We start from the raw sequence: 26,979 nt of genomic DNA, 5'->3' as shown, positions 1-26,979 counted from the left end.
TATAAGAATCGATAGGGGGCGATCTTATTGTTAGGAGATGGGGGAATCTCGCAATTATGGGTTGGCTTCATACTAGGCATTGTGGAGGGGCTTACGGAATTTATCCCTGTTTCCTCCACAGGGCATATGATTTTAGTATCCGAAAAAATCCTCCACTTTAAGGGGGAACAGGCTAAAACCTTCGAGGTTGTCATACAAATAGGGGCTGGTCTAGCGGTGGTCCTCGCCTATCGCAATCGATTTTTTCACTTAGCTAGATCGGTCTGGAAACAATCCATAAAAACAACGAAGGACCCCGTATCCAAGGGTGATCGCAATCTGAGCATTGGGCACCTAATCATTGCCTGCCTTCCAGCTGCTCTGATCGGACTCTTCCTTCATAGCCAAATCAAAGAGCTTTTCACCTCCCGAGTGGTAGCTGTGGGTGTCCTCCTTGGAGCCATCCTCATGTTAGGGGCGGAATTTCCGTTCCGCAAGCAAGCAACATCCACACAATCTCTAGATGCCATTACCTATTCGCAGGCCCTATGGGTGGGACTCTTTCAGTGTCTTTCTCTTTGGCCAGGGTTTTCGCGCTCCGGGTCTACAATTGCAGGTGGTCTGCTCACTGGCATGAATCACAAAACAGCGGCGTCCTTTTCATTCCTAGTTTCCGTGCCTATTCTGACTGGGGCTAGTATTCTAGACTTCTATAAAAGCTGGGATACCCTCCATTGGGACGATTGGCCCCTTTTTGCCGCTGGATTTATAACATCTTTTGTTGTAGCCATAGCGGTCATAAATTTTTTTCTGCGTCTATTGCCGAAAACAAAACTATGGCCCTTTGTCCTTTACCGCTTCGTATTGTTTGTTGTCATCCTCCTCTTCATGAGTTAGATAGGTAAATATCGGGAAAAGCCGGGGAAAAAAGGATCGCTTCCCCTCTTGGCTTTTCGCAATGCCATCGACATCCGAACGAGTGGGCATTGGGTCCAAGGTAGGGATCATTGTAAACCCTTGGGAAAGGTCCCCAGGTTTCCATGGATAGGTGGACTCAATCCCCTATGTTTTGGGGAAAGCCTAAGAAAAACCCCAGATTCGCCTACGCTAACCGTGGGGCTGGTGATCATAATATTCCTGATACATAGGTGCATATTGCTTGTATATAAAAACAATTAATATGCATAGGATTAACATGTATAAAAATATCAGACAAACTTCATTACAAAACTTCCATCACAATAAAAACGCATTCCCACGTCCTCAACTGCTCTCGTTCCCGGAATCATCCTTCCATGCAGGGTAGTAGCCCCTGCCTCAACGCGAAAAGGGATATTGATTAGGGGTTTGGGCATAGGAGGCAGACGGTTGTTGTGACGGGGATGGGGCGGCTTGCCTCTGTGGCGGTACCGCATAAGCTTGCACTTGCGAGGGTGGACCCTCTTGAGGAGGAGAATAACCTGCAGACTGAACTTGCTGCTGCACACCCACTGCCGTTTCCAATTCTTCCATACCAAACTCCTCGAAAATGCGTCGACAGAGCTTTAGTTCATAGCTAATCATATCGTCGTGATTTTCGGATTCCAGTAGTAATTTCTGATACTGCAACAGGGACTCTTCCACCAAATCCAATTCCGCCTTGGTCAGGTTGATCGTAATTTTCATGATATAACCCCTTGTCCCTTTTGACCATGACACTTCACTAGGCCTACCCCCCACATGGACGTACCACGATTTACTCCCACAGCAAATATGTAAAAATTGAGCGGCAAAGCACTCTTTTCCCCCCACGTGCTCTTCTACATGCTGTCTTCACTTTCCCATGGGGAAACATTTTCTTCATCCGTGGGAGGCTACACCCTATTCTAGCACCTTACAAAATATTGATACAAGGCTGTGGAAGAAGATTGTTGCGTGGAGACTGAATTCGAGAATGTTACAACGGGGAGATGTATACCCTTTCATCCCGATGGGGGAAATTGATCCCCCATCACAGAGAGTTGATTCATAATGGAACGAAATAGGAGAACAGCACGTGGATCATGGGCTGAGTAAGTGTATCGAACCAAAATAGCAACCGCATAACGCGGTTTTGATAAGGGACCGAAACCTATCATCCATTGGTGATATCGGGAATATTGGTCTGCAATGGCTGTACCCATCCTACCTGCTAAGGGCCAGGGGGACGAGATAAGCCAAGGGGCTTCCCTACCACGGACTACCGCATTACGCATCAACGATTGAACCGTCTGCACAGTCCTGGCGGATAATTTTTTTGAAGCCATCTTCTTCTGGGGAATCGAGGTAACAATACCCCCCTGCTGGTCCCATATGGCTTGCACAAGGCGAGGCCTAGGTGGTACCCCCCGATGATGCAAAGCCGTAACTAGCTGTACAGCCTGCAAAGGGGTTACAAGAATACTCTGACCAGGGGAATTCGACAACAAGGGGGGGGATTCCCGTTCATTGCCTAATTTTACAGAAACAACCCCCGCTTCTTCCTCCCCCACTTGGCAGGGAACCGTGTATCCAGCACCTGTGATCCCATAGGAGAGTAAGGTCTGCCCTAAACCCAATTGGTAACTATCGTTCACCAACTGTTCTTCTCCCATGCGTATAGCTAGATTTGAGAAAGTTGACTCACAAGAACGAAGATAAGCATCGGCGAATGTAGTCCTATCCCCATCCCATAAACCACCCTTCTTTTGCGGAACCTCAGTTGAACACTCCACAAGAGTGTCCGGAACCAACCATCCCCCTTGCAGAGCTGATAGGGTAAGAATCGTATGATAGAGGGAACCTAAAGGAGTTGCCATCAGGGATCGATGTCCCGGCTTTTCATAGGGGGCACGGCTGGCTACCGCCAACAGATCACCAGTCTCAATATCCTGTACCACTAGGGCGCCGTCCTCCACCTGCAGCGTCAATAAGGTTTGCTCAGCCATTCGCTGGATGGAACCATCCAAAGTTGTCAGAACATGATACCCGGGACCATAGGAAACCTTTTCCCTCACTCTCGTAGTTCCATTGAGGGGGCGTCCACGTACATCGGAAGTGTACTCCAACCAACGCTCATAACGACCCCGCAACAGGGAGTCAAAAGACCTCTCCAATCCTGATTCCCCACCTGCATGATTCTCCCCCCCCTTGTTCCAACGTTGGATATGCCCCAATAGGGTTTGATTGGGGGTAGATGGACGATCTTCAAACCACAACACACGTACACCGGGTATACCCAATTGTGTAATTTTGGACCGTAAGAGGGGCGGAACCTTCCATGTTGTCACACCATCATGGGTCTTCAATAGGGCAGGACGTGAAAGGGTTGACAAACGCCTACGTAAGTCAGTTGGTGATATACCCGTCCAAGCGGCCAACTGATCCAATTGTTTTGCATAGTGCTCAAGGTGGGCCGATGATTGTGGAAAAACCAAAACATGGGGCCATCTCTCACCCGACAACGTACGTCCCCTTCGATCCAGGATTTTTCCGCGATCGCTTTCAAGACGCACGAAATACTTTCTAGATAACCCATTACCAGTTAATGAATGAGAGAAAATTTCGATTTCATGAGGATAAAGCTGCAGGAAAAACAAACGGACTACCATGAAAACGAGAACAACCCCCATCATACAAGTCCATATCCGCACACGTGGAACTAATGATTGCAAACCCCCAGCCCCCTCCTCTCCTCCCCAGCTTGGACAGGGAAAAAGGGCTTTATACAGGGGTAGGGACTACCTTTTCCATAGAGGAATGATAACCGTTTGTGATGACAATGAGGAGGTCAAACGACATGGGAAGGGGGTGGGTAGTTCATCCAATGGAGCAGCTGTTCCCTATGTACATCCTTGTGCCTGATCTTTTAGCGACGACCTCTCTCGTAGTTGCAAGGACCGGGGCAACACAACATGGGCAGGGGTAACTCCCTGGGTTTGGCGCTCGTATCGCTTGCTTATGGGTCCTCCAGATTTAAATGGGTAAGGGGCGGGAAGGGCCTAATCTTTAAATATTTTTTATGTAATTTTTGTTATTTGATACGTATACATAACATAGTCTAACGCTTGCCTCACCCAAGGAACAATCCTACAATTACCGCCCAGGACATTAGTTTCCAAAATTTGGTTCCCTCCCCGACCCATAATAAAATTCAATAAATATAGTATTTGATGGTACCTACTCTTTCCTTCAATACCTCTTCAGGAAATAGATCAGCACGATATTTCATAATATAAACATACTTAGATTATTATGTATTAAACCAATTACAATTACATATTTTCTGTTAAAAATACAGTAAGGGCTAATGGAAAAGCCATCGATCCTTGTTGTATAATCCTCCTTATCAATCACAAAAAATATAAGGAGATGAGAGGACCGGTGGTTACCACAATACCATTGGAAGGCCATGCATACATATACTTATACTATTGATTTTCGACATAATCAGGGAGTTTTTACGATGTAGCGACCGTATACTGATCATTCAAATCTGGTTCCTGTTTATCGTTTGAAACCCATATTTTTCACTGGTGGTGGAGGACTGGGGCTATGAGGACGGATCTGCTGTTGCGTCCCACTTCTTGCAGATGACGACATTCCCGCCGCAGATGACGATATCCCCGGCATAAAGGATGAAGAAGGTGTTCCCTCCATGGATGAAGATGATGACGTAGAAGCGGGGGAGAATTGGATGGGGCGACGTTCTATGAGTTGGCGCCGGGCCTGTTCTATTTCCGCAGGCTCCTGTTCTATTATTGCAGTCCCGTTTGGGACCGTGCAATTTCTTGTGGGGAATACCCTATCTATGAATCTAGTCTCACCTTTTCGTAAAGCAATTGAGTAACATAATAACATTTTGTTATGACACTGTTCCTGTTTTGGTATCCCAGGGGTATTTATCTTATTTCATATGAATTTTTATAAAATTTTTACTAGGTCCTTGCGCGGAAGACGAACATTGTGTTGTAGTAAGATCCATCCTGTTTATGGTACGTACAAAAACAACAAAAAATCCGTAATGTTGTCAACATTACGGATAAGATGGAACAAAGTTCCATTACCATAGGAACGGGGCCTGAATGTCAACGATATACGTATCGTTACCACAGATGGGCATAGGGCTTTTCCCTTAGTTGTACGCAAGCATTTTCCTCACCATACGGTTCACCAACGATGTTACGTTCACGCGATTCGTAACATCATGAATGCAGCTCCTAAAAGTATGAAGAAGGAAATGGCTAAGGACGCTTCTTACGTCTTACGGTCTGGGGATATGGGACAGGCACTAGAACGGTGGTCTGAGTGTGCAGGGAAGTATCGGTTTGGAAATAAGGCGACGTGCGAAGCATGGGAAAGGCTCAGTCCTAAAAAAATCTCCCTGAGCTTACAAGCGGCATCCATAACCCAAAACCCCATACTTCTGCCCTATATACTGTCCACGAACTACACGGAATCGCTGAATGCTTTGTTTCGTGAGAGAACGAATAGCAAAAAAGGAGGATCTTCTTTCGATCCCTGCTGACTACGAGTCCGAAATTTCGAACGGAGAACCTCTCCCCACCACGGCTTATGACTTTCATCCCCTCTTATTGCACGGAACAAGGGCAGGGTTGTATGGACGATGTCCATACCCTTGATTTCTAGCTAGCACCTTTCGGGGAAAATCCGTCTAAGGCGCCACGACGGTTTTTCCCCGGGAAACTCCCTCCATCCGACGAGTTCTTCCACGGAACGGAGGTACCATATTCCTTCTCAAGAATCCCACCACCTAGTTCCGGGGGTAACTTATGTGGTACAATCCTTCCAGCATCAGACTGGGTATCCGCCGCCCATCTCAATATCCATTATACCCCTAAATCTCGCAACGGCCTGTCCAGCCCATTATTTTCTGAATTTACAATAAATTAGTGATTAAAGGAAACATCTTATAAATATAAGATAAATACCCCTGGGATACCAAAACAGGAACAGTGTCATAACAAAATGTTATTATGTTACTCAATTGCTTTACCAAAAGGTGAGACTAGATTCATAGATAGGGCATTCCCCACAAGAAATTGCACGGTCCCATTTTTTGTAAAATATTGGACTATTCTTCTCCCATGAAGTGAATGTCGAGTAGACCCGACATTTCAATCGATTCCCTCACGTTGAATAGGGTTGGCATCTCAGCTAACCTTCTCACAGAATATCAACATCCGCATATATAAAACGAATTACATTACCAATTGTTTACCCATTCCTTGATACTGTTCTTAATATTATTCTTGATAATATTAACTTTATCAATTCCACTATTCCATAGATACAATGGACCATTGTCCCATAGGTACGTAGGTCTGGACCTTATATAATTCCATGTTTCATCCTTACTGCGTCCCCAGGATCCTACAACAGATTTCAATGAAGGTTCTCCTTGAACCCCCTCTCCTACCCCGCTCTGGAAATTCTCCAAACTTGCGTTTACATGCATTGGCATAACAACTCTATCCTTCTGTTGTGATGAAAATTGACTTTCTGTCTGTTCACTTGCAAATACGATAGCCTCACTAGGTAGAAACATATGAGATGACAATGTTTGCAGAAGAACGAACCCACCAAGGAAAAATAGTAATTTTAGGGAACCCTTCCCTCGAGACCTTTCAACTTCTTTTCCTTCTCTGTACCATTCATATCCCATAATCTCTACTCCTTAAATTTAATTTATCTATTGTTTATAAATGAGGAATTGATTAGTTTAATTCCTCATTTATTTTCCTAATATGTATAATTAAAACATGAATCTCATTGTACGTCAATATGTTTATTATATGTTTAAATTATCAAGATTGGTTATAGTACAAGGTAAATAATCATGATTTTGAAATTTAAATAAAATAATATAAAATTTGTATTCCTTCGGGAAGATTTTTAACCCTAATTTTTGGCTCCTCCAGAAACCTTCCTTTGCATTTTTACATAATATTTTTTATCTTGTTCTTTCTCCTTCTTCTGTTGGGATTTCTCAAAACAGAAGAGTATCCCTGGCAGTATCCCGCAAATTTCCAATTGCTTGACACACCACTCCCATAAAAATCTTTTATTTAGGGTGGCGCCGAGAAAACAAAATAGAAACCAGCTACTATTTTGCACATTAACCGGGTATTACTAAAAAAACAGTTCAATTACTCACCAATGAATAACTTTTATATATTTAAATAAAGAGAGGAAAGAAAAGAATTGGCCAGGCGGCAATGGGAAAGGAATCATGGAACCAACCCCCCCAATTCCACATGGGGGGATCTTCTCTCGCTGATTCCCCTCATTTTTGCCTCTTTTGCACACCCAACATAAATCAACATAAAGTCGATTTATGTTTTCATTGATATTTTTTTTATATTAAACTCTGTTGCGAGTAGATCCGGCATTTTGGCCGAGTCCCTCATGTTGAGCGAGGCTAGCATCTCAGCCAACCCTCTCACAGAACCACACATACTACTTTCGCATTATGTGGCTCTTAGGGTTCCATAATGGTTCCATATAGGATTTTGCCCATTCAGAATCCCAGTCTGGTGTCACGTTCCTCGTACCTTCCTCTACTGTGTTCTATCCGGATTTCGATCCGATGTTGCCTGGTCCAACTGCGATCATCTCCTTGTCTCAGATTGTGCATCCAGTTAGACCCATCGGGTCTAACCCACGATCCTCTCCTTGCTGCAGACCATTCAACCTCTTCGCTCCACCCTCATTACAAGGGTTTCTCCACTACTATGAGTTGATCCGACTTCGTGCACGGAACCTTGGTTTGTCCTCGGTCTTTATACATCTGGCGACAGCCAGACGCCGTACGACGATCTCTCAAGTTCCGATCAAGAGCCTACATCGGGTTCGTCGAGTAGACCCGGCATTTCAGCCGAGTCCCTCACAGATCCGGACATGATACTCTCGCATCATCCGGCTCTTCTCATCCCATCCCAATCTTCAGACCCTTTAGGTCCTACTTCGATTATGGGGATGTTGCTCCGAGGTTCCAGTGACCTCCTATAGTGGATCTCCACTAAAGTTGTCGTTTGATCTCCTCCAGCGGATCTCCCGCTAAAGTTCTCATCTAACTGTCCTCCGCAGGATGAGTCAGCCCCTTCGCTCCACTTCCATTACAGAAGCTTCCTCACTACTATGAGCTGATCCGACTTCGTGCACGGAACCTCGGTTTGTCCTCGGTCTTTATACATCTGGCGACAGCCAGACGCCGTACGACGATCTCTCAAGTTCCGATCAAGAGCCTACATCGGGTTCGAGTAGACCCGGCATTTCAGCCGAGTCCCTCACAGATCCGGACATGATACTCTCGCATCATCCGGCTCTTCTCATCCCATCCCAATCTTCAGACCCTTTAGGTCCTACTTCGATTATGGGGATGTTGCTCCGAGGTTCCAGTGACCTCCTATAGTGGATCTCCACTAAAGTTGTCGTTTGATCTCCTCCAGCGGATCTCCCGCTAAAGTTCTCATCTAACTGTCCTCCGCAGGATGAGTCAGCCCCTTCGCTCCACTTCCATTACAGAAGCTTCCTCACTACTATGAGCTGATCCGACTTCGTGCACGGAACCTCGGTTTGTCCTCGGTCTTTATACATCTGGCGACAGCCAGACGCCGTACGACGATCTCTCAAGTTCCGATCAAGAGCCTAAATCGGGTTCATCCCGCCTGAACACCGCATGCCACCGGGGCAGTAGATAGGTCATCCCCCACGGTTCATCCCGACGTTCGGGACCCACATCGGTTTTGACATGGACTATACCTTTCGATGCGTCTTCGGCTGGTTCGCTTTCGCTGATCTCCCCGATTCCCACCTGACAGGGTCATGCCCTGCCTTTTCCTAGATCGCTCACCACCGGGGTGTTTCCACACCAGCAGCACTAGGCGGTTTGTAACCTGCTACCTATCAGCCGGTTACGAAGGGCCGAGCAACCTTCATCTCTTGAACGACTTCTTGACACACATCCCGCCTGAACACCGCATGCCACCGGGGCAGAAGAAATGAATTCCCCCCCTTCCATTTCTTCGAGGTGAACAGACAGATCTTCTACACAATAGCTCCTCCCTGATACGCCTTTGAGCATCTGGGCCTAAGCTCGACTTTGCGGCCTACTTACCAACCAGAACTGAATCCCCAGGTTCGATATTTGGCCCGATATCCTATCCCTTTTGTCCATTTCCAACCCAATCCCTCAACGAAAAGGAAAGATAGACACATCCCATCCCCCTCGCATCTATTCCAACGGTGGCAAGGGCAACGGAAGGGGAGGATCCCCTATAGGACGACGAATAAGATAATCATGATAAAGGCCCAGATCCCGACGAAAACGGGACATGTTCTGCCAACCCAAGCCTAATCCCTCTCTACGTTCCGAATGGATCATATGTTGACGCACGCGTTGGTCTACCCAATGGGCAATATAATGAAAACATCGACTGGAATTACCTGCCCGGAAATAGGAAACAAAATCCTGTAGAATAGGGTTGATCTGCCCGATGACCCTTGCAATAGGTTGATTGCGATGCTGACGGAACACTGTTCCTAATCGATCCAGCAAGCGGGAACGCGCTGCCTGAGAGGGGGTTCGATAGGAAATATAGGAATTTTTCTTCACCAAACAGCGCAACTGAGAATCAGCAAAGATACAACAGCTCCCTGGACATTCAAGATTACATTGCTGGATAGGGAAGGTGGATAGAGCCAATGGGGAATCTAGAATCCCCCATATCTTTTTCTGCACCTCGGCCATGAGGCCCCTCCAACGGGGATGACCATCCACAAGAACGGCTATCTCTGTACCGCAGCGGGCGTACTGTAAACGATTGTGGGGGTGTTCACATACTGAACACCGCATAGCTTCCAATGCAGCATCCAACGGGCTCAATAAAATATTGACCACAAAAGGAAAGAGATTACCCCTACCCGATATACCCTTCCCTTCCTGGAAATGTCTTTGCAACAATTGTTTTATTAGTCGTATAATTCTCACGTCATTGATCCGTTGTCGCAAACAGGCAAGGATATAGTCATGGGGTAAACAGTTCAACCAGGGGTGAACATCCAAAATCCATACCTTTGTTTTTCGCCTCGTAATTGCCCTAGCTAATATCTCCACCGCTTGCGGTGGCCAATAGCCGGGACGATCCTGATAAGAACCGGGGGGAAAGGTGGCTTCCCAAATAGGCTCCAGAATCAATCGAAGGGAAGTTTGCACCACTCGGTCACAGAAGGGTGGCATACGCCTAGGTTCCATCATTTGGGATAGCGTTCTCTCCCGTTTGGAAGAAGGGATATGATGAAAGGAATGGGGGCGGTAGCGGTCTGTCAACAAGCGACGCTGTAACTCTATAACTCTCTCTGTACCCCGCTGTTTCCATTGTCTGCCAGTTACTCCATCCGATCCTGGTAAGGAGCAATCCCTCTCCACCCATTGGAAAGCCGCCCAAAGAACCTCGCGATGGGCTACCATAGGTAAGAGATCTGATGCACGCCATTGGGGATCTCGCTTTGCCTGTCTGTATAACCAACTCCTCCATGTTGATAACGATGAAAGATCGTCCTTCTTGACGGTTTTACTCATCCTCATCTCCATTCCATAGACCAGGATAGTCTGAAAAAACCAACAATGACATAAATATATGATGATAAAAACACCAGGATAACCCTGAAAATCAGATTCCGATGGGTAGAGGATGGCTTAATCCTCGATATATATGCGATATGAATTTATACGTCAAAATGGTTCTCTCTCTGGTTCCGTAGTTGGCATAAGTGAATTGGGATCCTTTTCCACATAGAACTAAATAGTACTAATTTTCAGTTATGGAAAATGTGAAAAATCCCCCTCTAGGTATCCCCCTGAGCTGATCACTATGCTCATCATTGTAAAATATATGTAATATAATAAATTTTTCATTATTACCCTATACATACGTTGCTCCTCTGTTACAATCAAGAAAAACTATATATTATCGAAACTATATATTTTGATAGTATGATTTGGGAGAAGAATAACACAAACATAGGAAAAGCCCTGGATAGACGATTCCACCAGCGGATTTCCTTACACTGTTATGATATCCCTTAATGTGAATAGAAATAGTATTATTTATAAAAATATACAATGTGCAACAAATTTTTCAATTTATTTTTGGAAAAGAACAACAGAAGACACGTGCTCCCTGGGCAGGCTCCCCGGATCACACTACAAAATCAAACCAAAGAATACCCTTCTCATAGAGACAAAGGTCCTATGAGGAGGGTAAAATGCTATTAAAAACAGATCGATCCAAGCGAAGAATGATCTCCCTCAACAAGGCTACTGCTGCTTCTACATCAGAACGGTCAACGACGGAACCATGGGAATGAATATAACGACCTGCCACACCAAGCGTAGAGGCGGGAGAACCAACACCCACGCGATGTGCCATCCCCGCATCCGTAGCCCCGGACGAATAAAACACCTGGTGTGGAATACCCACTTCCTCCGCCGTTGTGAGCAAAAAGTCCCGTAGACGCGGTGGTGTAATGGTGGCCCGATCAAACAACCGGATGACAGCTCCCTTACCAAGCTCCCCCAATTTCTGACCACGATCTTGGGAAGACGGTGTGTCTCCAGCTGGTCCCACATCGATAGCAAGAACGAGATCCGGACGGACAAGCTGTGTCATCACATAGGCACCCCGCAAACCCACTTCCTCTTGTACTGTAGCACCTACATACAATTCATTAGGGTGGTGTCCATTGGGGAGGGAGGACGCCAACTCCAGAACCAAACCACAACCTAGACGATTATCCCATGCCTTGGCCACGAATCTTGATCCTTTACCCAATAAAGCACAGGAGGAATCAGGGACTGCAACATCACCTATTCCTATTCCCCAAACCGCCACCTCAGCGGCAGAAGCAGCACCCACGTCGAGGAACAAATCGGTTAGGAGAGGAACACTGGAACCTGTCGACAAATGGGGGGGCACTGATCCTATCACAGCCAACAACGGATCCCCACCCTTGCGAGGTTTTACCACAAAACGTTGCGCCTGCAAAACCGAAGAATCCCAACCACCCAGGGTTTGGAATTTCAAAAAACCCTCATGGGTAACACCTGTGATAAGGAGGGCTACTTCATCAAGATGACTGATCACTAGAATCCTAGGTCCTCTACTATATCCATCCTTTTTATTCCTTCCCGCCTTGAGTCCAACGATTCCACCCAGACGATCAGTCCACACCTGTTCTACATGAGGCTCCAAAGCCTCACGAAATCTCATACGTACATCCTCTTCAGAACCCGGCGCCCCTAACAACTCCGTCAGTGAAACAATCCTATTCCAATCCAGTACAATCCCACCTTTACACAAACAGATACCTTCCGGGGGAAGAGATTTTATCGACTGCGAATCTATAATCGTAGTCTACTAGAAAAAACACCCAAATCCTCTTCCCAATCAGGCTAGAAATCATATTCCGCTGTCAGCATCCGTTGACTGTTCAATATAGCATACTAGTTGGTGGCATGATTAGGAACCCTTAAAGCAGGGTGCCGTCAACAGGTTGACAATCTGGCTGGTCCATTATGATGCACGAGTAAGAAATAACCAATCCCATTCGCTACCACCACTAAACCAAATTTTCTCCGTAGGCATGTCTGTGTTCCCATTCCAAAGTACCAGGCCACGAAATACTAACAACTCTGTAGTCCATAAAATCCCCTTGTTTTTACAACAGGAGAAAGGATCAGGACAAAGATAGGGAACCCCAAATTTCGCCTAGATGCCCAACACCCCTCTTCTCCACCAAAAACGCAGCTTGTACCCAATGTTGTATACAGTTGTATACATAGTACCATTTTATGTAACACACACCTTCCAGCGCTACGTGCGACGGCCACATCAACCTGATGGGTCCCTGCAGAGGTTGTGTTCACATAAATTCGCGCCGGGCAAAATAGGGTTTTCTGACCTAGCCAAAGTTTATGATTACTGCTCACCATGTATACTGGCCTGGGACTGGGATCGGGCAAACACAGCATCCTCCTCGTCCGCCTTAGCACGGGAGATTCGTACCCAACGATAAAACAAATGACCCAAAGTAGTTATGTAAGCGGCTTCCTGGAAAATTTTCATGACCACCCCGCCCATACGTACATCATCCAGAGCAGAAAGATAAGGCCAAAGGGGCGGATCGTGGACATAGGTGGTGTACAACAGTTGATCGGTGAAAGCAATGAGGGAACAGACGGGAAGGAAACAAATACTGTAGGCCACTAAAAGACCCATGCGAAGGAAAACTGTAGCGGAACGACCATCCTCCTTCCAGGGAGACAACATGGTAAAGAAGGAACAAAAGGCCGTCAACAAAAGGAGAATATGGGACACATTGTGCCAGAAATGAGAGGTCATGATGCGGTCAAACACCACGGGTAAATGATAGATCGACATCAAACCGCTGAAGAGTAGAAGAGCGACCAAAGGATTTGCCAATCCCCGCCATACCCATAACAAGGGGACTATGGCTATCCTTCTTAACCAAGGAAAAACACGACTTCCCTTGAGAAGCACAAAAGGTCGACATTGTCGTGAGTCAACGTACCAGGGATGACGAAAGATCCCCAGCCATACCAGGGGGGGTACCACAAAGTAGTGCAGACTCATTTGCAACATATGAATGCTGAAAGACTGGTGAACCCAATCTGCCAAGGGACCCCAGGTGGAGAAAACGTAGACGAGGATCCCCAATACCAAATAGATGTGCCGGCGGTAGTACAACAGAGCCAAACCCAAAACAAGGACCCATGGGAGTACCTGAATCCAACCGATATCCATACCGGTACCATATAAATCAGCATTATGGTCATAAGCACCGGAGTCATGGGTATGAGAATGGGAATGCCAATTCGCTGCGTGTACCAACACAATCCCTCCCCCGCAATCCATTTCTTATTAACATAGAATAAAAATTAATAAAAATAAAAAATAAAATCCTAGGCCGAAAACTAGCTACCTCTCCCTCCATGCAGCATATGATGTACAACGTTTGCATGAAAGAGCATACAACCTTTGTCCTCCAAACCCACTCCTAATCTGCTGAACGGGGAGGATGGAAATACTGAGAAACCTCACATACCCCCAAATGTTACAAATCATATCAGGAAAATCCCTCCGAAAACCCAGCGCCTTCCACAGCCGGAACAAACTCAACTACGGACAGTCGAAAGTTCTATCCCGCCATCACACATACTTTATAGACAAGAGACGCTCTCTGGAAAAACAATTGGCCGACATTCGGCGTGTTCGTCCCCATACGATAATTATCCCTTCCGAATGGTCCCCCCGCCTTCTGTCCGCCCTTCCTTTCGATAGTGGTGTCATCGCCGTTCCCCACCCCTACCGAGCTTTTTTTCAGCTGGCAAAATGGAGTTACCAACACTATAATCCCTATGTATTTGGGATCTCAGGTAGTGCTGGAAAATCAACGACCACGGCCATGATCACAGGCATGTTAGCGAATAGGGCACCATTGATAAGAACAATCGACAATCTGAACACACTATACTATCTACCCTGGTATATCAGTAGGGTTGGTTCCCAACATCGCTACCTCGTACTCGAAATGGGCATGAAATCGAGGGGAAATATCCGGGCCCAGTGTAAAATTACGAAACCTCACGTAGCCGCCATTACTAATGTAGGCGAAGCACACGCGGGCGCATTGGGTGGTATACAACAAATCACACTTGCAAAACAGGAGCTGTTGGAGGGCATACGCAAAAACGGAATCATCTTTCTCAATGCGGACGATCCTGGTACAAGACGTTTATCCATCAAACAATGCCCAGGGAAAATCTACACCTTTGGCATTAAAAACCCCGCAACCATAAGGGCAAAGAATGTCCACTATACAACCACAGGAATGATTTTTTCAGTTATCTTTGAAGGACAAACCTATCCATTTCGTTTGTCCGTTTATGGCTTACACAATGTCTACAATGCCCTTGCTGCCATTGGAATGGGTTTTGTTGCCCACGTCAACGTGAAGAAAATGCAGCACACTCTAGCCAACTTCCGCTCCCCGCGCATGCGGCTACAATTTTTGTTGGGTCGACGGGGCGAGCTACTCATCAACGATGCATGGAATGCGAACCCCCCCGCCCTACTAGCAGGCCTAGATGTATTAGCCAATGTGGGGGGAAAACGTTTCAAAATTGCCGTCCTAGGCGATATGCTGGAATTGGGCACATTGACACAAATCGGACACGCACGGGCAGGGGCAAAGGTAGCTAAGTTGTCCATCGACTATCTAATTGCTGTAGGCCGCTACGGACCTATCATAGCACGAAGCGCTATACAAAATGGTTTTCCTATTTCGCGCGTTCTTGTAGTCCGCAACGGCCAAGCGATCGTGAATAAAATTCGGCAACTACCCTCCCACTCCATCATCTACTTCAAAGCGTCACGCGCCCTTCACTTCGAGAACATCGTTCGCCAACTCCGAAAGCCTTCATAGATCGTTCACCCCTTCCCCGTATCTACGGAGGATTGCAACCAATTGCATGCCGGTGATTCCCGTAACCCGGGGGCGGATATGGGCAGAGAATCAGAACCGGCAGAGGGAACACGTCGACGGCGATACCGCTCGGCAAATGACGCGGCCTCTTCAGGTGTCGCGATCTTTTGTTGTTTCCAAATGTAGAGGATTCGGTCTATATAACGTATGCTGAATACGTCACAAAAAATAGCCTCCCGTAGGGCTGCCACAACTAGTGCCTCAGAATGACCTTCCTCCATCCATCGTCCAACGGTTTCCAACTCCAGCGGCGACAGGGCCCTACCGAATCCTTCTTCTATCCTATGTAATAGGGTACTAGATGCTGTCCAGGTACAAGCAACTGTTTCCTCCATCTTGCCTACTAGCTTTCTCCACAGAGGGCGAAAGGTATAACATTCACCACGCGGTTGGCGTTCCCTCTGTACAAAACCATTCCTCAACAATTTTTTCAGTATAGATCTTACCTGCTCTAGGGGCAAACCTGCGTAGAAGGATACATCCTCTGCAGAGGGAAGGAGTTTACCCTCCTTTTCTTGTAAACATTGCAACTGCAACAGCACCAACAATTCCTGTGCCTGTAGACCTATCTCCCCATATTTTCGTAACAAGACCACAGGCACCGCGATACTGCCCATTTCCCAATGCAAACTCTCCCCCATTGTTAGTTTGTCTCTCTTCATAACTTTTTTACTCCCACCCCATCCTAATGACGGGAAGAATCGCTCGTGATAGAATTGCCATGCAGAGTCCTAGGAGGAGAATACGGATCCTTCGCTCACGGACATGAGCCACCCACATCGTAACGCAAAACCCATAACAAATGCAAAGACGTTCTGCCGTTTTCCCATGCCCTACGTACGTTTGAAAAATCTTCTGTCTCTACTGGGACCGTTATTTCGTATCATTGTTTATGATCAGCCTTTTTCGGGAGGGTTGTCGTGTCCATGAAGCGTAGCGCATTGATCCTAGGCCTATCCACCCTATGTGTGGGTTGTATGGGGGGACTCAGCGGTTGCGACAGTGTAAAAGAAAGCTTATGGCAGCAAGCACAGGAGGATGATGACGATGACGGTTTCAAAATAAAGAAAAAAAAGTGGAAAAAGATCAAATACCCCAACAGGAGAAGCAGCAAAAAAAGCAGCAGCGGGGGCCGAGGCCGCAGATAAAAAAAAGTAAGACCCACGGTGGTGGCGTGGTACAATAACCCCTGCCAACATAACCATGGGTCTTCTATTTCGTTGGGGTCTAAATATCAACGCGGGGGGATACGAAAGGGAACGGTATGTTCGGAGTGGAGAACGTACTGTTCATGTCGACCATCCCTCACATGGAGACAATGATCAAGCTGAATCCATCCAATCCAACTTTCATTGACTTCCGCTGATAGGGGCATCGCCTCAGTCACCAGGTGTTGATAAATACTCAGTTCCAGGGGATTTTCAATGGATTGATGGCGCAAATACTGTACAAAAAGTTGCGAAAAATCGACAGTGTGAAAGAGATCATGACTGGTTCTTAACAGGGCTGCCAATGTCGCATACAAGGGATTTTCCTTTGCCATCTCTTTTATACCCCTTGGGTTACTGATTTTAACAGGGTGAAATATTGTCTTGATCTCCTCAGACGTTCCCCAGAGACCCCTATGGGGAAGACATACAAAATTTATGTCATACCCTGTTCTTGTACGAAATCCCCTTCTCCCATGGATACCCTTGCTCATCATATGCAGAACGGAGAACCATGCCGATAGGCCAGTACCGTTTTTGGGGAAAAATAACATACATACCCTTGGGAGAAATCCCCCCTAGCGACTTCCAAATAAGAGAGGGGAGAACGCCGGGATCAGCCCCCGTGTTCCCCCCGTTCCTTCCCATACCAACCGTATCATTGCTATTTGGAAGAACCGCCTAGTAACGTATCGACAGAAGTACCAATCACCTCTAGCACTTCCCCAATTTTTTGGACTGCCGAATGACCGACTTTCGAAGACTCCCGCCCCCACGTACCCTTAGGGGAACCCCCCTTTTCCCCATCCGAGGTGTTCTGAGATCCCTGGACAGAGGGAGGGGTGTTCTGGGATCCCTGGACAGGAGGGTTCCTTTGAAACCCCGAGGAGGGAGGGGTGTTCTGAGATCCCTGGACAGGAGGGTTCCTTTGAAACCCCGAGGGGGGAATGGAACTCTGGACCTGAACCGGTGCCGATTTTGACTTCGTCCCATGGACAGAATTAGACGGCGCACTATAATACGGGAGGGTGCCTATATCGGCCTCTTTTCGGTCCTCCACCCTAGGTTCGAATCGGGAGGGATTCACCTGTCTCCCAGGGGACAACGAGGAAGCCCCATCTCCAGAACGGGGGTAATTCATCTCCGCATTGGGGGAGGCAGAGGAAACAGGACGAGAGAACCCCCCCGTCCCATTCGCGTTGGAGGGAAAAGCCATGGCCCCAGAGTAATCAGGGGAGGAAACCTGTGCATGGGAAGAGGGAATCCCCACTATCATTGAGAAAAAAAACAGACCAAGCGAGGGTATCATAGAAGATATCCCTCTACGATTACGCCCATGAACTTGTACATGCGAGCATCGTTTCGACATCATCAACTCCCTCACCTCTTGAGCGGAATTTGGAATTCCTAATAATTCATTTCTTAATTTTTTTATTCCTATATACAATAACTATAACATAAATATCATAGATCATGAATACATTTATTCTAGAAATACCTACGACGCAGGAACGTAACAGGCCGCGCGCCACACTCAAATATAGAACACTTCATAATAACATAATATCATATATTATCAACACTATACTATCTCTCTTTGATCGAATTGAATTCAAAAATCATTTACATCATCACATTTCACCCTATCCACCAACCACGCATACCTACATGCTACAGCAAGGTAAGTAATCATGACAAGCCGAAAAATGAACAAAAGCAGTGGCATTGTGGGACCTCGAATGGGAATTATTGCCCTAACTGGATACCCCCGCCCCTTGGTTCCATAATAACATGTGCCTATTTACCGATGATACAAAAACGGAATCGCCTCTCCCAACCCATTTCTTATTTAACATAAGTTTTTATTTTTAAACATTTTTTGATGGATACTAGGGAGTAGAAAAATGACATTGGGGAGGCAGTGACTGTTGTTGTCACTATTATTTATGTTCATAGTCCCTATTATACTAACATAACAATGTAATATAATTAAATATAATAATTCAATTGAATAGGTGTAGATTATGTTTTATATTTCAACTACATAGAGGGATAAAGGAAATTCGCATTCCATGTAAATAATTCCGGGAAAAATGGGAAAGTACCTAAAAATAATCACTGAGAACCTATACGGGATCCCCTACAACTTCCCTTTCAGAAAAACAGCTCGCCGCACCCTTCGGTGAATCGATGCAACAGGGGGTTTTTTTGTTTTCAAGCATCCTCTCTTTGTACGCAAACGACGCTTTACAACAGGGGGAGATCCTTTCTTCCTTTCTCGCATGGTGGATTTTACAGAAGAACTACCCCCCACCTCCGGGCGACCACAATCGCCCAGAGGTGGGGGGAAACCTATACAATCCCTACATTTACTATCACGGGTTCCAAAAGGACAAACGGGACAACCCATACAAAAGGGAGCTGAACAATTTGGATGCTTATCCAAAGAATCATCCTCCTCATGAAATAATAATAAGTTAAAAACATAAAAAAATATCAGTACCCTTCATTCTTTCTATAACATCACCAAGAGGCCATTCGTGCCACCAAGGACAACATATGATTATGGTCTATCCAACGAAACGGCTAAAACAAACAACCGCGATACAATACAGGATGTTTCTCGGGGGCCTACTTTTTCCTATACATCCTAATGCTTCCCCCCTAGCATATAGTTTAGAATACACTATAGCATCATAAATAATAGATGAATTTATTATGTAAGGAATTCTTTCCCGTCTCAATGAGGGAGGGCTGTTCGCATCTCCCATGTACGAACGCAAAAAACCATCAGACCCCAGAAAGGGATCCAATGGTCCTATCACTTCCGATGAGGATGGACTATACCTGCCGCACTTCCTTAATTTCAGGGATATCCTCTTTCAAAGCATTTTCAATGCCGGCCTTCAGAGTGATGGTCGAACTAGGACAACTCCCGCAAACCCCTAATAGGATTACTTCCACAATGCCCTCTTCCAAGCACACATTGACGAGCTTCACATCCCCCCCATGACTTTGGATATAGGGACGCAGCTTATCAATGCACTTCTCTACACGATCCTCAATCGTTTCTTCTCCTCCTGGCTCCACGTCACAGGTCCCCGTATTCATATTGCAGGTTTCCCTCTCGTTATCCCTGGTCACTTATAAATCCCTCCCGTAATGGTCCAACAGGGGACCTCTATCCCAACCATACGCCACAATTCTCCCTCCATTGTAGACCCTTTCCTGAAAAATCGCAACGGGCAGGAGCCTTTCCCCACTCAGGATGAAAGAACCAAATAGGGGCGAAATTGAAGAACATCACAGGACACCAACTTTAAATGAACATGACCCACCCTTCCCTCGATTGCTGTTTCGGCCGTTTTTCCATGCAAATGACCATAAACACAGGTATGTACATTATAATCCTGTAGGAGATCAAAAAAACCAGATGAGGAAACATGGGTCGTTAAGGGGGGATAATGGAGCATGGCAATGATAGGAAGCCCAGGATGATTCCTACTCGCCATCTGTAGGGCCAGACGCAAACGCCCCACCTGACGATCATAAATTCCTCGGTCCACTCCCTCCCGGAAATAAGGATCCCCTGGCAAATTCCAACCCCTTGTTGCTACAATAACCTGTCCTTCCACCAGTGTTCCATCAGCATCCAGCCATTTCATACAAAGAGGCATCGCTGCACGTATTTGTTTCTTGCTGCGATAATAGTAGCAATGATTTCCAGGAGACAAAATCTTACGCCCTGGTAACTGAGCAATCCAGTCCAAATCATGAACCGCCTCACATAGGCGCATAGCCCAACTAATGTCCCCAGGAATCAATACCGTATCCTCCGTGCGTACAGTAGCCAACCAATGGTCACGAATCTGTTCCTCGTGGTTATGCCAACCAAATGTGTCCATGGGCTTGGTACGATCACGTTGTGCATCCCAACCATCTAATGATACAGGATGGCGAAAGGAAAGATGCAGATCACTAATAGCATAAATACTCACTCTAACTCCAGCGATCCATAAGAACATCTCGTTCTACACCTATGCAATAAGGACGACTATAACCTTCCGTATACCAGAAACCCTGTACATTAGACTCAGCTGAAAGGTTATTATCCGTGGAAAGTCCCCTGTTTCGCACTACCACTACAGAGGCCATCCCGGTATGTACTACTACAGACTGGGTATTGTAATTTCCATGAACAACCACAGCCGGCACAGGGGTTTGTCTGGCCCCATTCCCCCGCCCTGGCGGGGTGATGATACCCATAAAAATTTTTTTCATCACTCTCAATCCTCCCCTTGCCATCATGATCTCCATTATTTTATAGTATGCATCCACCCCACATTATGGTGGAATAAAATCATACTCAATCTCGTATGAGGACCTGGAATGGATCCCCACTCACTACGGGAATAGAACCAGATCAACTGAAGAATCCCCCCAAGGTAGAGGATAGGGTACTGGGCCAAGATCTTCACCCAGTCACTGACCTCTCGGCCCCCATGGGATTATTGGTATAAAGAACTTTTAGGTCCAGTGCATCGCCAAGATTCACGATAACCAGAATAGGCCCAAGCGGGAGGATATCTACGCACAGTCCCTTTAGTATGAGTTTAAAAAGGTCCCTGAGAAATAACAGGTGTTCAAAGGAACGGTCGTATTCTGGGGTGAATGAATACCATAGGGTAATTGTAGTAAATTTAATTTTTATTGTATATTAATGTGAAATAATTTATCAAAAATAGACCCCGAAACGGGTCATCCGATAACACAGAAGGGACAAAAAAGGGGACCCTGTAAAGATGACACTAGCTTTGGCCATAATCCCATCCACCCGACCATTTTCGGGGAAATCATAAAAAATTGCATGGTTCCCGATTCATCAAGCACCCCATAGAGCAGTGGGGACTATTCACTCCCTGTGGAAAGAGAGTCAACCTCATTGTAAGGGACTACACAGATGAATTGATCAGCCTCACTCCAACAATGCATGCGCCGTAGAGGGTGGGAGAAGGATCGGTTGTAGGGGGCATCCATGATTACAGTTGGTATTTTATAATGAACCAGGTTTTGCAGATGAATTGGGTCATCCTCAAAAAATATTTCTATCCCTAGATCCTCGGACAGTTTCCCTTTTTCTATGGAGTTCATATACAGGTTTTTCCCCGTGAAAGGAAACAAGTACTTTCGCAACCAGGCCTCTGTTACCTCCCGTACTGGGAGCGTATCAGGGCGGGCCGTGATAAAATAGATCTCGTGTTCTTTTTGGAAATTCTGCAAAGTCGAAACCGCATGTTCAAAGGGATGACTATTCTTATAAATGTTATTCTCCCACTGATGCCATAATCGAGTGATTTCCTCTATCCCTACCCCATAGGCTAGATCAAGGCGAAGAGAATCAAAGTTGAAATCGTTCAGTGATAACTCCCGCTTAAACCATTGATTGAACATGGTCACGGCCGTTGCAAAAGTGTTTTTTACCGTCCCATCAAGATCAACACCAATACGCATCCAAAAACCACCCCCTATCCAAATATTCCTATCAGCGACTGTATAAAAAAAACGCTCCAACCCAGCGGATGGAACATTCATCGGGGTTCCCCTTACCACACCAAACACATCAACAAAGCATCCCTAAGGGGGGAGATCCATAAGGGTAGTAGTTTAAGGGAATGAGCGAGAACCTTGTCCACCTATATTCCTATTTCAATAAAAACATAACTCGGCAAAAATCTACCCTAAAGGAAGGGAAACACTGGGTATAAGCCCGATTGCCTCATCCCAGCAATGCATCCGTTGCTGCAGAGGACAGGAGAACGACCGATTATAGGGAGAATCTACTATTATTACATAAATTCCATGATCTGCTAAATTTTGGAGGTGAAGGGGATCATCTTCGAAAAACACTCCTATCCCCAGTTGCGCGGATAACTCACCCTTTTTTAAGGAATTCATATGTAAATTCTCTTCCGTAAAAGGAAATTGATGTCTCTTCAGCCATGCTCTTGTGGCTCCACGAACAACGGGAGTATCGGGGCGGGCTGTAATAAAGTGAATTTCATGATCGATGTGAATTTTTTGTAAAGCAGCCGCTGCATGTTCAAAGGGGCGACCGTTCTCATAAAAATAGGCCTGCCACTGGGTCCAGAGACGTTGGGCCTCCTCCTCCCCCATATCATAAACAGCACCAATGTGAATCCCACCCCCACCACAAAGCTCGAAATCAAAATCACTCGATGACATTGTGCGTCCAAACAATTGATTGTACACCCCTATAGCCATCGCAGACGTATCCTCCACCGTCCCATCAAGATCCACGCCGATACGCATAGCGGGATTACTACACCCCCATGTACCTAGTAAATCATGCCCCATACAAAGACAAATGAAGAGGGGGCCCGCCATGCCGTGAATCCCGGGCTCTAAACCTGCCCTCCACAGGTGGGTGCCCGCGGTCAACGATGTTGCGATTCCCCCATAGGGGGTTGCCACGCACGTTGAATCATGTAGGGCTCCCCAAAAACACGCATGTTAGGTTTCAAAACACAACGGGAATGCACGTACACAGCAGAACCTCCCCAGTCCCCATGGTATCAAAGTTTCTCTGTTCTTGCAATTGGTTTGTATATCAAAATAAAATCCACAATAAAATTATAAAATTGTGATGGTTTCGTTTCAATCTTCTTTGGGACCCACGGGAACACACACTCCCAACCGCACTCATCATCCTGCCCACGGATCCGTTTACGCCCCAACTTTAGGATATGTTTTGTCTCAATCCTAAAAGTAGCCTCATTTCTCTTTCCCCCTATCCCACTGCGGGGTAAGACAGCGTAGTGAGAGTACTTCCAACTGCTCTTTTGTCACAGGGGCAGGGGACCCCATCAACGGACACATGCCCGCCGCATTTTTAGGGAAAGCAATACAATCCCGCAAACTACCCTTCCCGGTGAGTAACAACAACAGACGATCGATCCCCAAACCAAATCCAAGATGGGGGGGGGCACCGTGGGATAAGGCATGCAGTAGAAAACCAAATTCCGTTTCTATTTCCTCCGCGGCCCAGCCCATTGCCTGCAGCACGCGTCGTTGGAGGGCAGGATCATGAATCCTACAGCCGCCACTTCCTATCTCATAGCCATTGACGACCAAATCAAAAGCCTTTGCACGAATTTGCTCAGGATTCGTGTCCCAATACACCATATCTTCCTCTACAGGATGGGTAAAGGGATGATGCAAGGGATCCAATTGGTCCTTTAGCACATTACGTTCCCAGAGCGGAAAGTCCACTATCCATACAGGAACATAGCCAGAAAACACGCACCCCATATCCCTAGCAACATGCAGACGTATCGCCCCCGCAATAGGCAAAACTTTCTCCGTATCGCCCGCTAACAGGAGAATTGCATCCCCCTCCGTCGCCCCTGTCAGGGTTCGAAGGGCTGTCAGCTCGTGTTCATGACAACGTTTTACCAAGGGTCCCTTGATATCTTCCTGATGGAGAAGGAACCACATCAGACCCCCCGCGCCAAGACTACGTGCCTTTTTTTCCCACTCCCCGAGCTTTTTTCTACTAATTCCAGAGGCTTCAGGTACACAAAGGGCTTGTACACTCCCCCCCTCCTGCAACACTTTTGCAATCACGTCCACCTCGGTAGCAGGAAAGGCAGGAGAAACGTCGGTGATAGGGGGTAGGTTGATCCGCAAATCTGGTTTATCTGTACCATACTTCGCCATAGCTTCTGCGTAGGTGATTTTGGGAAAAGACCCTTGCAACTGTTTTCCCGTTGCGACATGTATAGCAGTGAGCAATAGATTTTCCAACAGATGTTGCAACTCGCCCATGGTAGCAAAGGAAAGCTCTATATCCAACTGGGTAAACTCCGGCTGTCGATCCGCTCGCAGATCCTCATCACGGAAACAGCGAGCAAATTGGTAGTATCGTTCTGTACCTGCAACCATTAGCAATTGCTTGAAGAGTTGTGGTGACTGTGGCAAAGCATAAAACTCCCCCGGTCGAACACGGCTGGGAACAAGGTAATCCCGCGCTCCCTCAGGGGTACTCCTCGTGAGTAAGGGAGTCTCAACCTCACAAAAGTGTTGTTGATCCAATACCTGGCGCAGGGACTGACAAACCCGATGACGCAAACGTAAACGTTCCTGCCAGGAAGGGCGTCGTAGATCCAAATAACGATGGCGTAGACGGACCTGTTCATCCACATCCCCTTCCTCTACCACCGAAAAGGGCAAGGGCGTTGCCGCGTTCAGACAATGGAGTTCGCTAGCATAAATCTCGATGGTACCCGTGGGCAGGGTGGGATGGACCGTATCCTCCGAACGTTTTACCACCTCCCCACGAACAGCAATGACTGATTCAATCGGTATCTGCGCGGCAAGAGAACGCACTTGCTGCGCCCCTGCCGGACATAAAATCTGTACTACTCCGGACCGATCACGTAATTCCAAAAAAATGAGACCGCCTAAATCCCTCCGCCTTTGCAGCCAACCGTTGAGAACCACCTCTTGTCCTAGGTATTGAGGTGTTTCTTCTACCCAATGTTCCCGTTGCCATTCCATTTCCCTACCTCTTTTCAAAATCTCTCCTGTCCCATCCACTACCCTAAAAAAGGAGGAGGTATCATTCCTAAGAGTATAAATTATCGTAATTGGGTTGTTCTACCATTCATTCAAGCAAACATCGTTTGAGGATATCATTTTGATGATTGGATATTATGACAAAAAAACAACCAGTTGGGAAGAATCTGGTCCTTGATCCCCTTTAGGCCCCCCTACATATCCCTTTCCAGATGAGCTCGCAAATGGATCACTATTTCCTCCTCAGATACGGTGACTTGTTCCCCCGAAGACATGTTCTTAAGAAGTACCTGTCCCTTCGCGTATTCTTGTCCGCCCAATAGGAGAACAAATCTTGCCCCACGCCGGTGAGCCGTACGCAACTGCGACTTGAGACTACGAAGTCCATACAGACGGTCACAGTAAATCCCCGCTTGGCGAAGACGAGCCACGACACGGCTTGCCCTATGTAAAGCAATATCCTCCCAAACCAAAACGATCACATCCGGAACCCCCTCCCTCTGCGGCAGGGCACCGAGTGATCGCAAAACTAGCAACAACCGTTCCATACCGAAAGCAAAGCCTATGCCAGGAAGTTCTGGCCCCCCTAGTTGTCGGACCAACTGATCATATCGCCCCCCCCCCTCCCAATGTACCTGCTTGTGTATGGGAAGAAGGGGTCACCCATTCAAACACCGTATGGGTGTAGTAATCAAGACCACGAACAAGTCGTGGCTCAATATGGTACGATAGGTTCAAGGTGTTCAAGATGGCACACACATGGTTCCAATGTTGTTCAGCTATCGGCGTCAGACAATCAATCAACTTGGGCGCTTCCAACAACAGCTGCTGGGTGATTCCCTCCTTGCTATCCAAAACACGGAGGGGACTGGTTGACAAACGCTCTTGATCCACCATGGGTAACTCAGATTCATAGTTCCGTAAGTATTCCACTAGCTGTTGACGATAACGAGCACGTGTCTCCGTATCCCCCACTGTGTGAATGAGCAACGTTGTGTCCTCGATCCCCCATGCTCGTAGACAATCGAAACCCATAGCCATTACGTCCACGTCCAATGCGGGGTCCTGCTCTCCCCATGCCTCCACCCCTATCTGATGGAACTGGCGATACCGTCCTGCCTGGGGTTTTTCATAACGAAACATGGGACCCATATAGTACCAGCGAATAGGAAATGGTTGCTCCCCATAGGCCTTGCTTTGAATCAAAGCACGAACAGCACCCGCCGTCCCCTCTGGACGAAGGGCCAAGGGACGGCGACTACGATCCTCGAAGCAATACATTTCTTTGTTTACAATATCCGTTGCAGTACCTGCGCTCTCGCTGAAAAGCCCCGCCTCCTCAAAAATAGGCGTCCTTACCTCTTGAAAACCATACCGAGCCATCACAGAACGAGCACGTTCCTCCAGCCAATGCCACTGTTCCGCCCCTGGCGGTATGATATCTGCGGTACCACGTGGTGAACGATAGGGCATCCATCCACTACCCCCTCTCCCCCTAAAAATTCAGGAAACCCTCCATCTTCCCTTCCAATCTTGGGTCATTCTACCACGTGAGTCCTTATCACACAACCGGCAAGCCAGGCCCCTAAGGGAATCCATCCAACGGATTTGC

At 46.8% G+C, this 26,979-nt stretch carries 25 protein-coding genes, 1 other RNA gene and 1 pseudogene; 6 read left to right on the top strand and 21 right to left on the bottom strand.

The genetic code is table 11. The features are described from left to right. Nucleotides 1-27: 27 nt before the first annotated feature. Nucleotides 28-876, top strand: a complete 849-nt coding sequence (locus PPRES148_RS08605; RefSeq protein WP_281289958.1) for an undecaprenyl-diphosphate phosphatase — start codon at nucleotides 28-30, stop codon at nucleotides 874-876. 420 nt (nucleotides 877-1,296) lie between these two features. On the opposite strand, the gene PPRES148_RS08600 is transcribed toward PPRES148_RS08605, so the two are convergent. Together PPRES148_RS08600 and PPRES148_RS08595 are read right to left on the bottom strand one after the other, a co-directional pair. Next, nucleotides 1,297-1,677 carry a hypothetical protein gene (locus PPRES148_RS08600; protein ID WP_149454101.1) on the bottom strand — a complete coding sequence of 127 codons (381 nt, stop codon included), beginning with the start codon at nucleotides 1,675-1,677 and terminating at the stop codon, nucleotides 1,297-1,299. Between the two features lie 263 nt (nucleotides 1,678-1,940). Then, entirely contained in the window at nucleotides 1,941-3,650 is a 1,710-nt protein-coding gene (locus PPRES148_RS08595; RefSeq protein ID WP_149454100.1) for a penicillin-binding transpeptidase domain-containing protein, read from the bottom strand. A 125-nt stretch (nucleotides 3,651-3,775) separates the two neighbouring features. Between PPRES148_RS08595 and PPRES148_RS13040 the strand changes: the two genes are divergently transcribed. The 3 genes and pseudogenes from PPRES148_RS13040 to PPRES148_RS08585 all read left to right on the top strand — a co-directional run. Then, nucleotides 3,776-3,904 carry a hypothetical protein gene (locus PPRES148_RS13040; protein ID WP_281289957.1) on the top strand — a complete coding sequence of 43 codons (129 nt, stop codon included), beginning with the start codon at nucleotides 3,776-3,778 and terminating at the stop codon, nucleotides 3,902-3,904. A 729-nt stretch (nucleotides 3,905-4,633) separates the two neighbouring features. Beyond that, a complete protein-coding gene (locus PPRES148_RS08590; RefSeq protein WP_149454099.1) occupies nucleotides 4,634-4,825 on the top strand; it encodes a hypothetical protein in 192 nt (63 codons plus the stop codon). Between the two features lie 222 nt (nucleotides 4,826-5,047). Further along, nucleotides 5,048-5,503, top strand: a pseudogene (locus PPRES148_RS08585) (transposase); the annotation flags it as partial. A gap of 118 nt (nucleotides 5,504-5,621) precedes the next feature. On the opposite strand, the gene PPRES148_RS08580 reads toward PPRES148_RS08585, so the two are convergent. From PPRES148_RS08580 to PPRES148_RS08555, 7 genes are all read right to left on the bottom strand, one after another. Further along, the gene (locus PPRES148_RS08580; protein WP_149454097.1) at nucleotides 5,622-5,819 is read right to left on the bottom strand and encodes a hypothetical protein; all 198 of its coding nucleotides are present in this window, start codon (nucleotides 5,817-5,819) and stop codon (nucleotides 5,622-5,624) included. Nucleotides 5,820-6,202: 383 nt separating this feature from the next. After that, a complete protein-coding gene (locus PPRES148_RS08575; protein WP_149454096.1) occupies nucleotides 6,203-6,661 on the bottom strand; it encodes a hypothetical protein in 459 nt (152 codons plus the stop codon). A 1,977-nt stretch (nucleotides 6,662-8,638) separates the two neighbouring features. Then, nucleotides 8,639-8,812 (bottom strand): hypothetical protein, encoded by a 174-nt coding sequence (locus PPRES148_RS11870; protein WP_187820365.1) that lies wholly within the window; start codon nucleotides 8,810-8,812, stop codon nucleotides 8,639-8,641. A gap of 66 nt (nucleotides 8,813-8,878) precedes the next feature. Beyond that, nucleotides 8,879-9,082 (bottom strand): hypothetical protein, encoded by a 204-nt coding sequence (locus tag PPRES148_RS08570; RefSeq protein ID WP_149454095.1) that lies wholly within the window; start codon nucleotides 9,080-9,082, stop codon nucleotides 8,879-8,881. Between the two features lie 150 nt (nucleotides 9,083-9,232). After that, entirely contained in the window at nucleotides 9,233-10,579 is a 1,347-nt protein-coding gene (locus PPRES148_RS08565) for a group II intron maturase-specific domain-containing protein (RefSeq protein WP_187820883.1), read from the bottom strand. A 670-nt stretch (nucleotides 10,580-11,249) separates the two neighbouring features. Continuing rightward, a complete protein-coding gene (locus PPRES148_RS08560) occupies nucleotides 11,250-12,359 on the bottom strand; it encodes a M42 family metallopeptidase (RefSeq protein ID WP_149454093.1) in 1,110 nt (369 codons plus the stop codon). Between the two features lie 618 nt (nucleotides 12,360-12,977). After that, nucleotides 12,978-13,913, bottom strand: coding sequence for a cytochrome c oxidase assembly protein (locus PPRES148_RS08555; RefSeq protein ID WP_187820882.1), 936 nt, complete (start codon nucleotides 13,911-13,913; stop codon nucleotides 12,978-12,980). A gap of 184 nt (nucleotides 13,914-14,097) precedes the next feature. On the opposite strand from PPRES148_RS08555, the gene PPRES148_RS08550 reads away from it, so the two are divergent. Further along, nucleotides 14,098-15,504 (top strand): UDP-N-acetylmuramoyl-tripeptide--D-alanyl-D-alanine ligase, encoded by a 1,407-nt coding sequence (locus PPRES148_RS08550; protein WP_149454091.1) that lies wholly within the window; start codon nucleotides 14,098-14,100, stop codon nucleotides 15,502-15,504. Nucleotides 15,505-15,509: 5 nt separating this feature from the next. Here PPRES148_RS08550 and PPRES148_RS08545 read toward each other — a convergent pair whose 3' ends face one another. Further along, nucleotides 15,510-16,226, bottom strand: a complete 717-nt coding sequence (locus tag PPRES148_RS08545; RefSeq protein ID WP_149454090.1) for a DnaD domain-containing protein — start codon at nucleotides 16,224-16,226, stop codon at nucleotides 15,510-15,512. Between the two features lie 258 nt (nucleotides 16,227-16,484). Between PPRES148_RS08545 and PPRES148_RS08540 the strand changes: the two genes are divergently transcribed. Then, entirely contained in the window at nucleotides 16,485-16,712 is a 228-nt protein-coding gene (locus tag PPRES148_RS08540; protein ID WP_149454089.1) for a hypothetical protein, read from the top strand. Between the two features lie 86 nt (nucleotides 16,713-16,798). Here PPRES148_RS08540 and PPRES148_RS08535 read toward each other — a convergent pair whose 3' ends face one another. The 11 genes from PPRES148_RS08535 to hisS form a co-directional block, all read right to left on the bottom strand. Then, on the bottom strand, nucleotides 16,799-17,107 hold the full coding sequence (locus PPRES148_RS08535; RefSeq protein ID WP_149454088.1) for a hypothetical protein: 309 nt from the start codon (nucleotides 17,105-17,107) through the stop codon (nucleotides 16,799-16,801). A gap of 1,805 nt (nucleotides 17,108-18,912) precedes the next feature. Next, nucleotides 18,913-19,218: a hypothetical protein gene (locus PPRES148_RS08530; RefSeq protein WP_149454087.1), complete on the bottom strand. Its 306-nt coding sequence runs from the start codon at nucleotides 19,216-19,218 to the stop codon at nucleotides 18,913-18,915. Nucleotides 19,219-19,613: 395 nt separating this feature from the next. Beyond that, a complete protein-coding gene (locus PPRES148_RS08525; protein ID WP_149454302.1) occupies nucleotides 19,614-19,883 on the bottom strand; it encodes a NifU family protein in 270 nt (89 codons plus the stop codon). A gap of 152 nt (nucleotides 19,884-20,035) precedes the next feature. Beyond that, a complete protein-coding gene (locus PPRES148_RS08520) occupies nucleotides 20,036-20,797 on the bottom strand; it encodes a metallophosphoesterase (protein ID WP_149454086.1) in 762 nt (253 codons plus the stop codon). Then, nucleotides 20,772-21,053, bottom strand: a complete 282-nt coding sequence (locus tag PPRES148_RS08515; protein WP_149454085.1) for a hypothetical protein — start codon at nucleotides 21,051-21,053, stop codon at nucleotides 20,772-20,774. The genes PPRES148_RS08520 and PPRES148_RS08515 overlap by 26 nt, the downstream gene beginning before the upstream one ends. A gap of 627 nt (nucleotides 21,054-21,680) precedes the next feature. Beyond that, nucleotides 21,681-22,364 (bottom strand): 5' nucleotidase, NT5C type, encoded by a 684-nt coding sequence (locus PPRES148_RS08510; protein ID WP_149454084.1) that lies wholly within the window; start codon nucleotides 22,362-22,364, stop codon nucleotides 21,681-21,683. 141 nt (nucleotides 22,365-22,505) lie between these two features. Beyond that, complete coding sequence (locus PPRES148_RS08505) at nucleotides 22,506-23,102, bottom strand: 5' nucleotidase, NT5C type (RefSeq protein ID WP_187820878.1); 597 nt, start codon at nucleotides 23,100-23,102, stop codon at nucleotides 22,506-22,508. Nucleotides 23,103-23,163: 61 nt separating this feature from the next. Next, nucleotides 23,164-23,349, bottom strand: a non-coding RNA gene (gene ssrS, locus PPRES148_RS08500) — 6S RNA. 215 nt (nucleotides 23,350-23,564) lie between these two features. Beyond that, nucleotides 23,565-25,349: an aspartate--tRNA ligase gene (gene aspS / locus PPRES148_RS08495; RefSeq protein ID WP_149454082.1), complete on the bottom strand. Its 1,785-nt coding sequence runs from the start codon at nucleotides 25,347-25,349 to the stop codon at nucleotides 23,565-23,567. A 212-nt stretch (nucleotides 25,350-25,561) separates the two neighbouring features. Beyond that, nucleotides 25,562-25,969 carry a His/Gly/Thr/Pro-type tRNA ligase C-terminal domain-containing protein gene (locus PPRES148_RS08490; RefSeq protein ID WP_149454081.1) on the bottom strand — a complete coding sequence of 136 codons (408 nt, stop codon included), beginning with the start codon at nucleotides 25,967-25,969 and terminating at the stop codon, nucleotides 25,562-25,564. Between the two features lie 4 nt (nucleotides 25,970-25,973). After that, nucleotides 25,974-26,840, bottom strand: a complete 867-nt coding sequence (gene hisS / locus PPRES148_RS08485) for a histidine--tRNA ligase (RefSeq protein WP_149454080.1) — start codon at nucleotides 26,838-26,840, stop codon at nucleotides 25,974-25,976. Nucleotides 26,841-26,979: the final 139 nt, after the last annotated feature.

Source organism: Pasteuria penetrans (assembly GCF_900538055.1).
Classification (GTDB): Bacteria; Bacillota; Bacilli; order Thermoactinomycetales; family Thermoactinomycetaceae; genus Pasteuria; species Pasteuria penetrans.
Note: the sequence above shows the minus strand (reverse complement) of the source record. Positions and strands in the feature narration are given on the sequence as shown.

Bases quoted from the DNA above. Each gene is read 5' to 3' on its own strand.
- PPRES148_RS13040 (WP_281289957.1), top strand. From the start codon at position 3,776: ATGGGAAGGGGGTGGGTAGTTCATCCAATGGAGCAGCTGTTCCCTATG.
- PPRES148_RS08590 (WP_149454099.1), top strand. From the start codon at position 4,634: ATGGATGAAGATGATGACGTAGAAGCGGGGGAGAATTGGATGGGGCGA.
- PPRES148_RS08575 (WP_149454096.1), bottom strand. From the start codon at position 6,661: ATGGGATATGAATGGTACAGAGAAGGAAAAGAAGTTGAAAGGTCTCGA.
- PPRES148_RS08570 (WP_149454095.1), bottom strand. From the start codon at position 9,082: ATGCTCAAAGGCGTATCAGGGAGGAGCTATTGTGTAGAAGATCTGTCT.
- PPRES148_RS08565 (WP_187820883.1), bottom strand. From the start codon at position 10,579: ATGAGTAAAACCGTCAAGAAGGACGATCTTTCATCGTTATCAACATGG.
- PPRES148_RS08550 (WP_149454091.1), top strand. From the start codon at position 14,098: ATGGAAATACTGAGAAACCTCACATACCCCCAAATGTTACAAATCATA.
- PPRES148_RS08545 (WP_149454090.1), bottom strand. From the start codon at position 16,226: ATGAAGAGAGACAAACTAACAATGGGGGAGAGTTTGCATTGGGAAATG.
- PPRES148_RS08535 (WP_149454088.1), bottom strand. From the start codon at position 17,107: ATGGCAAAGGAAAATCCCTTGTATGCGACATTGGCAGCCCTGTTAAGA.
- PPRES148_RS08525 (WP_149454302.1), bottom strand. From the start codon at position 19,883: ATGAATACGGGGACCTGTGACGTGGAGCCAGGAGGAGAAGAAACGATT.
- PPRES148_RS08520 (WP_149454086.1), bottom strand. From the start codon at position 20,797: ATGTTCTTATGGATCGCTGGAGTTAGAGTGAGTATTTATGCTATTAGT.
- PPRES148_RS08515 (WP_149454085.1), bottom strand. From the start codon at position 21,053: ATGAAAAAAATTTTTATGGGTATCATCACCCCGCCAGGGCGGGGGAAT.
- PPRES148_RS08510 (WP_149454084.1), bottom strand. From the start codon at position 22,364: ATGAATGTTCCATCCGCTGGGTTGGAGCGTTTTTTTTATACAGTCGCT.
- PPRES148_RS08505 (WP_187820878.1), bottom strand. From the start codon at position 23,102: ATGCGTATCGGCGTGGATCTTGATGGGACGGTGGAGGATACGTCTGCG.
- aspS (WP_149454082.1), bottom strand. From the start codon at position 25,349: ATGGAATGGCAACGGGAACATTGGGTAGAAGAAACACCTCAATACCTA.
- hisS (WP_149454080.1), bottom strand. From the start codon at position 26,840: ATGCCCTATCGTTCACCACGTGGTACCGCAGATATCATACCGCCAGGG.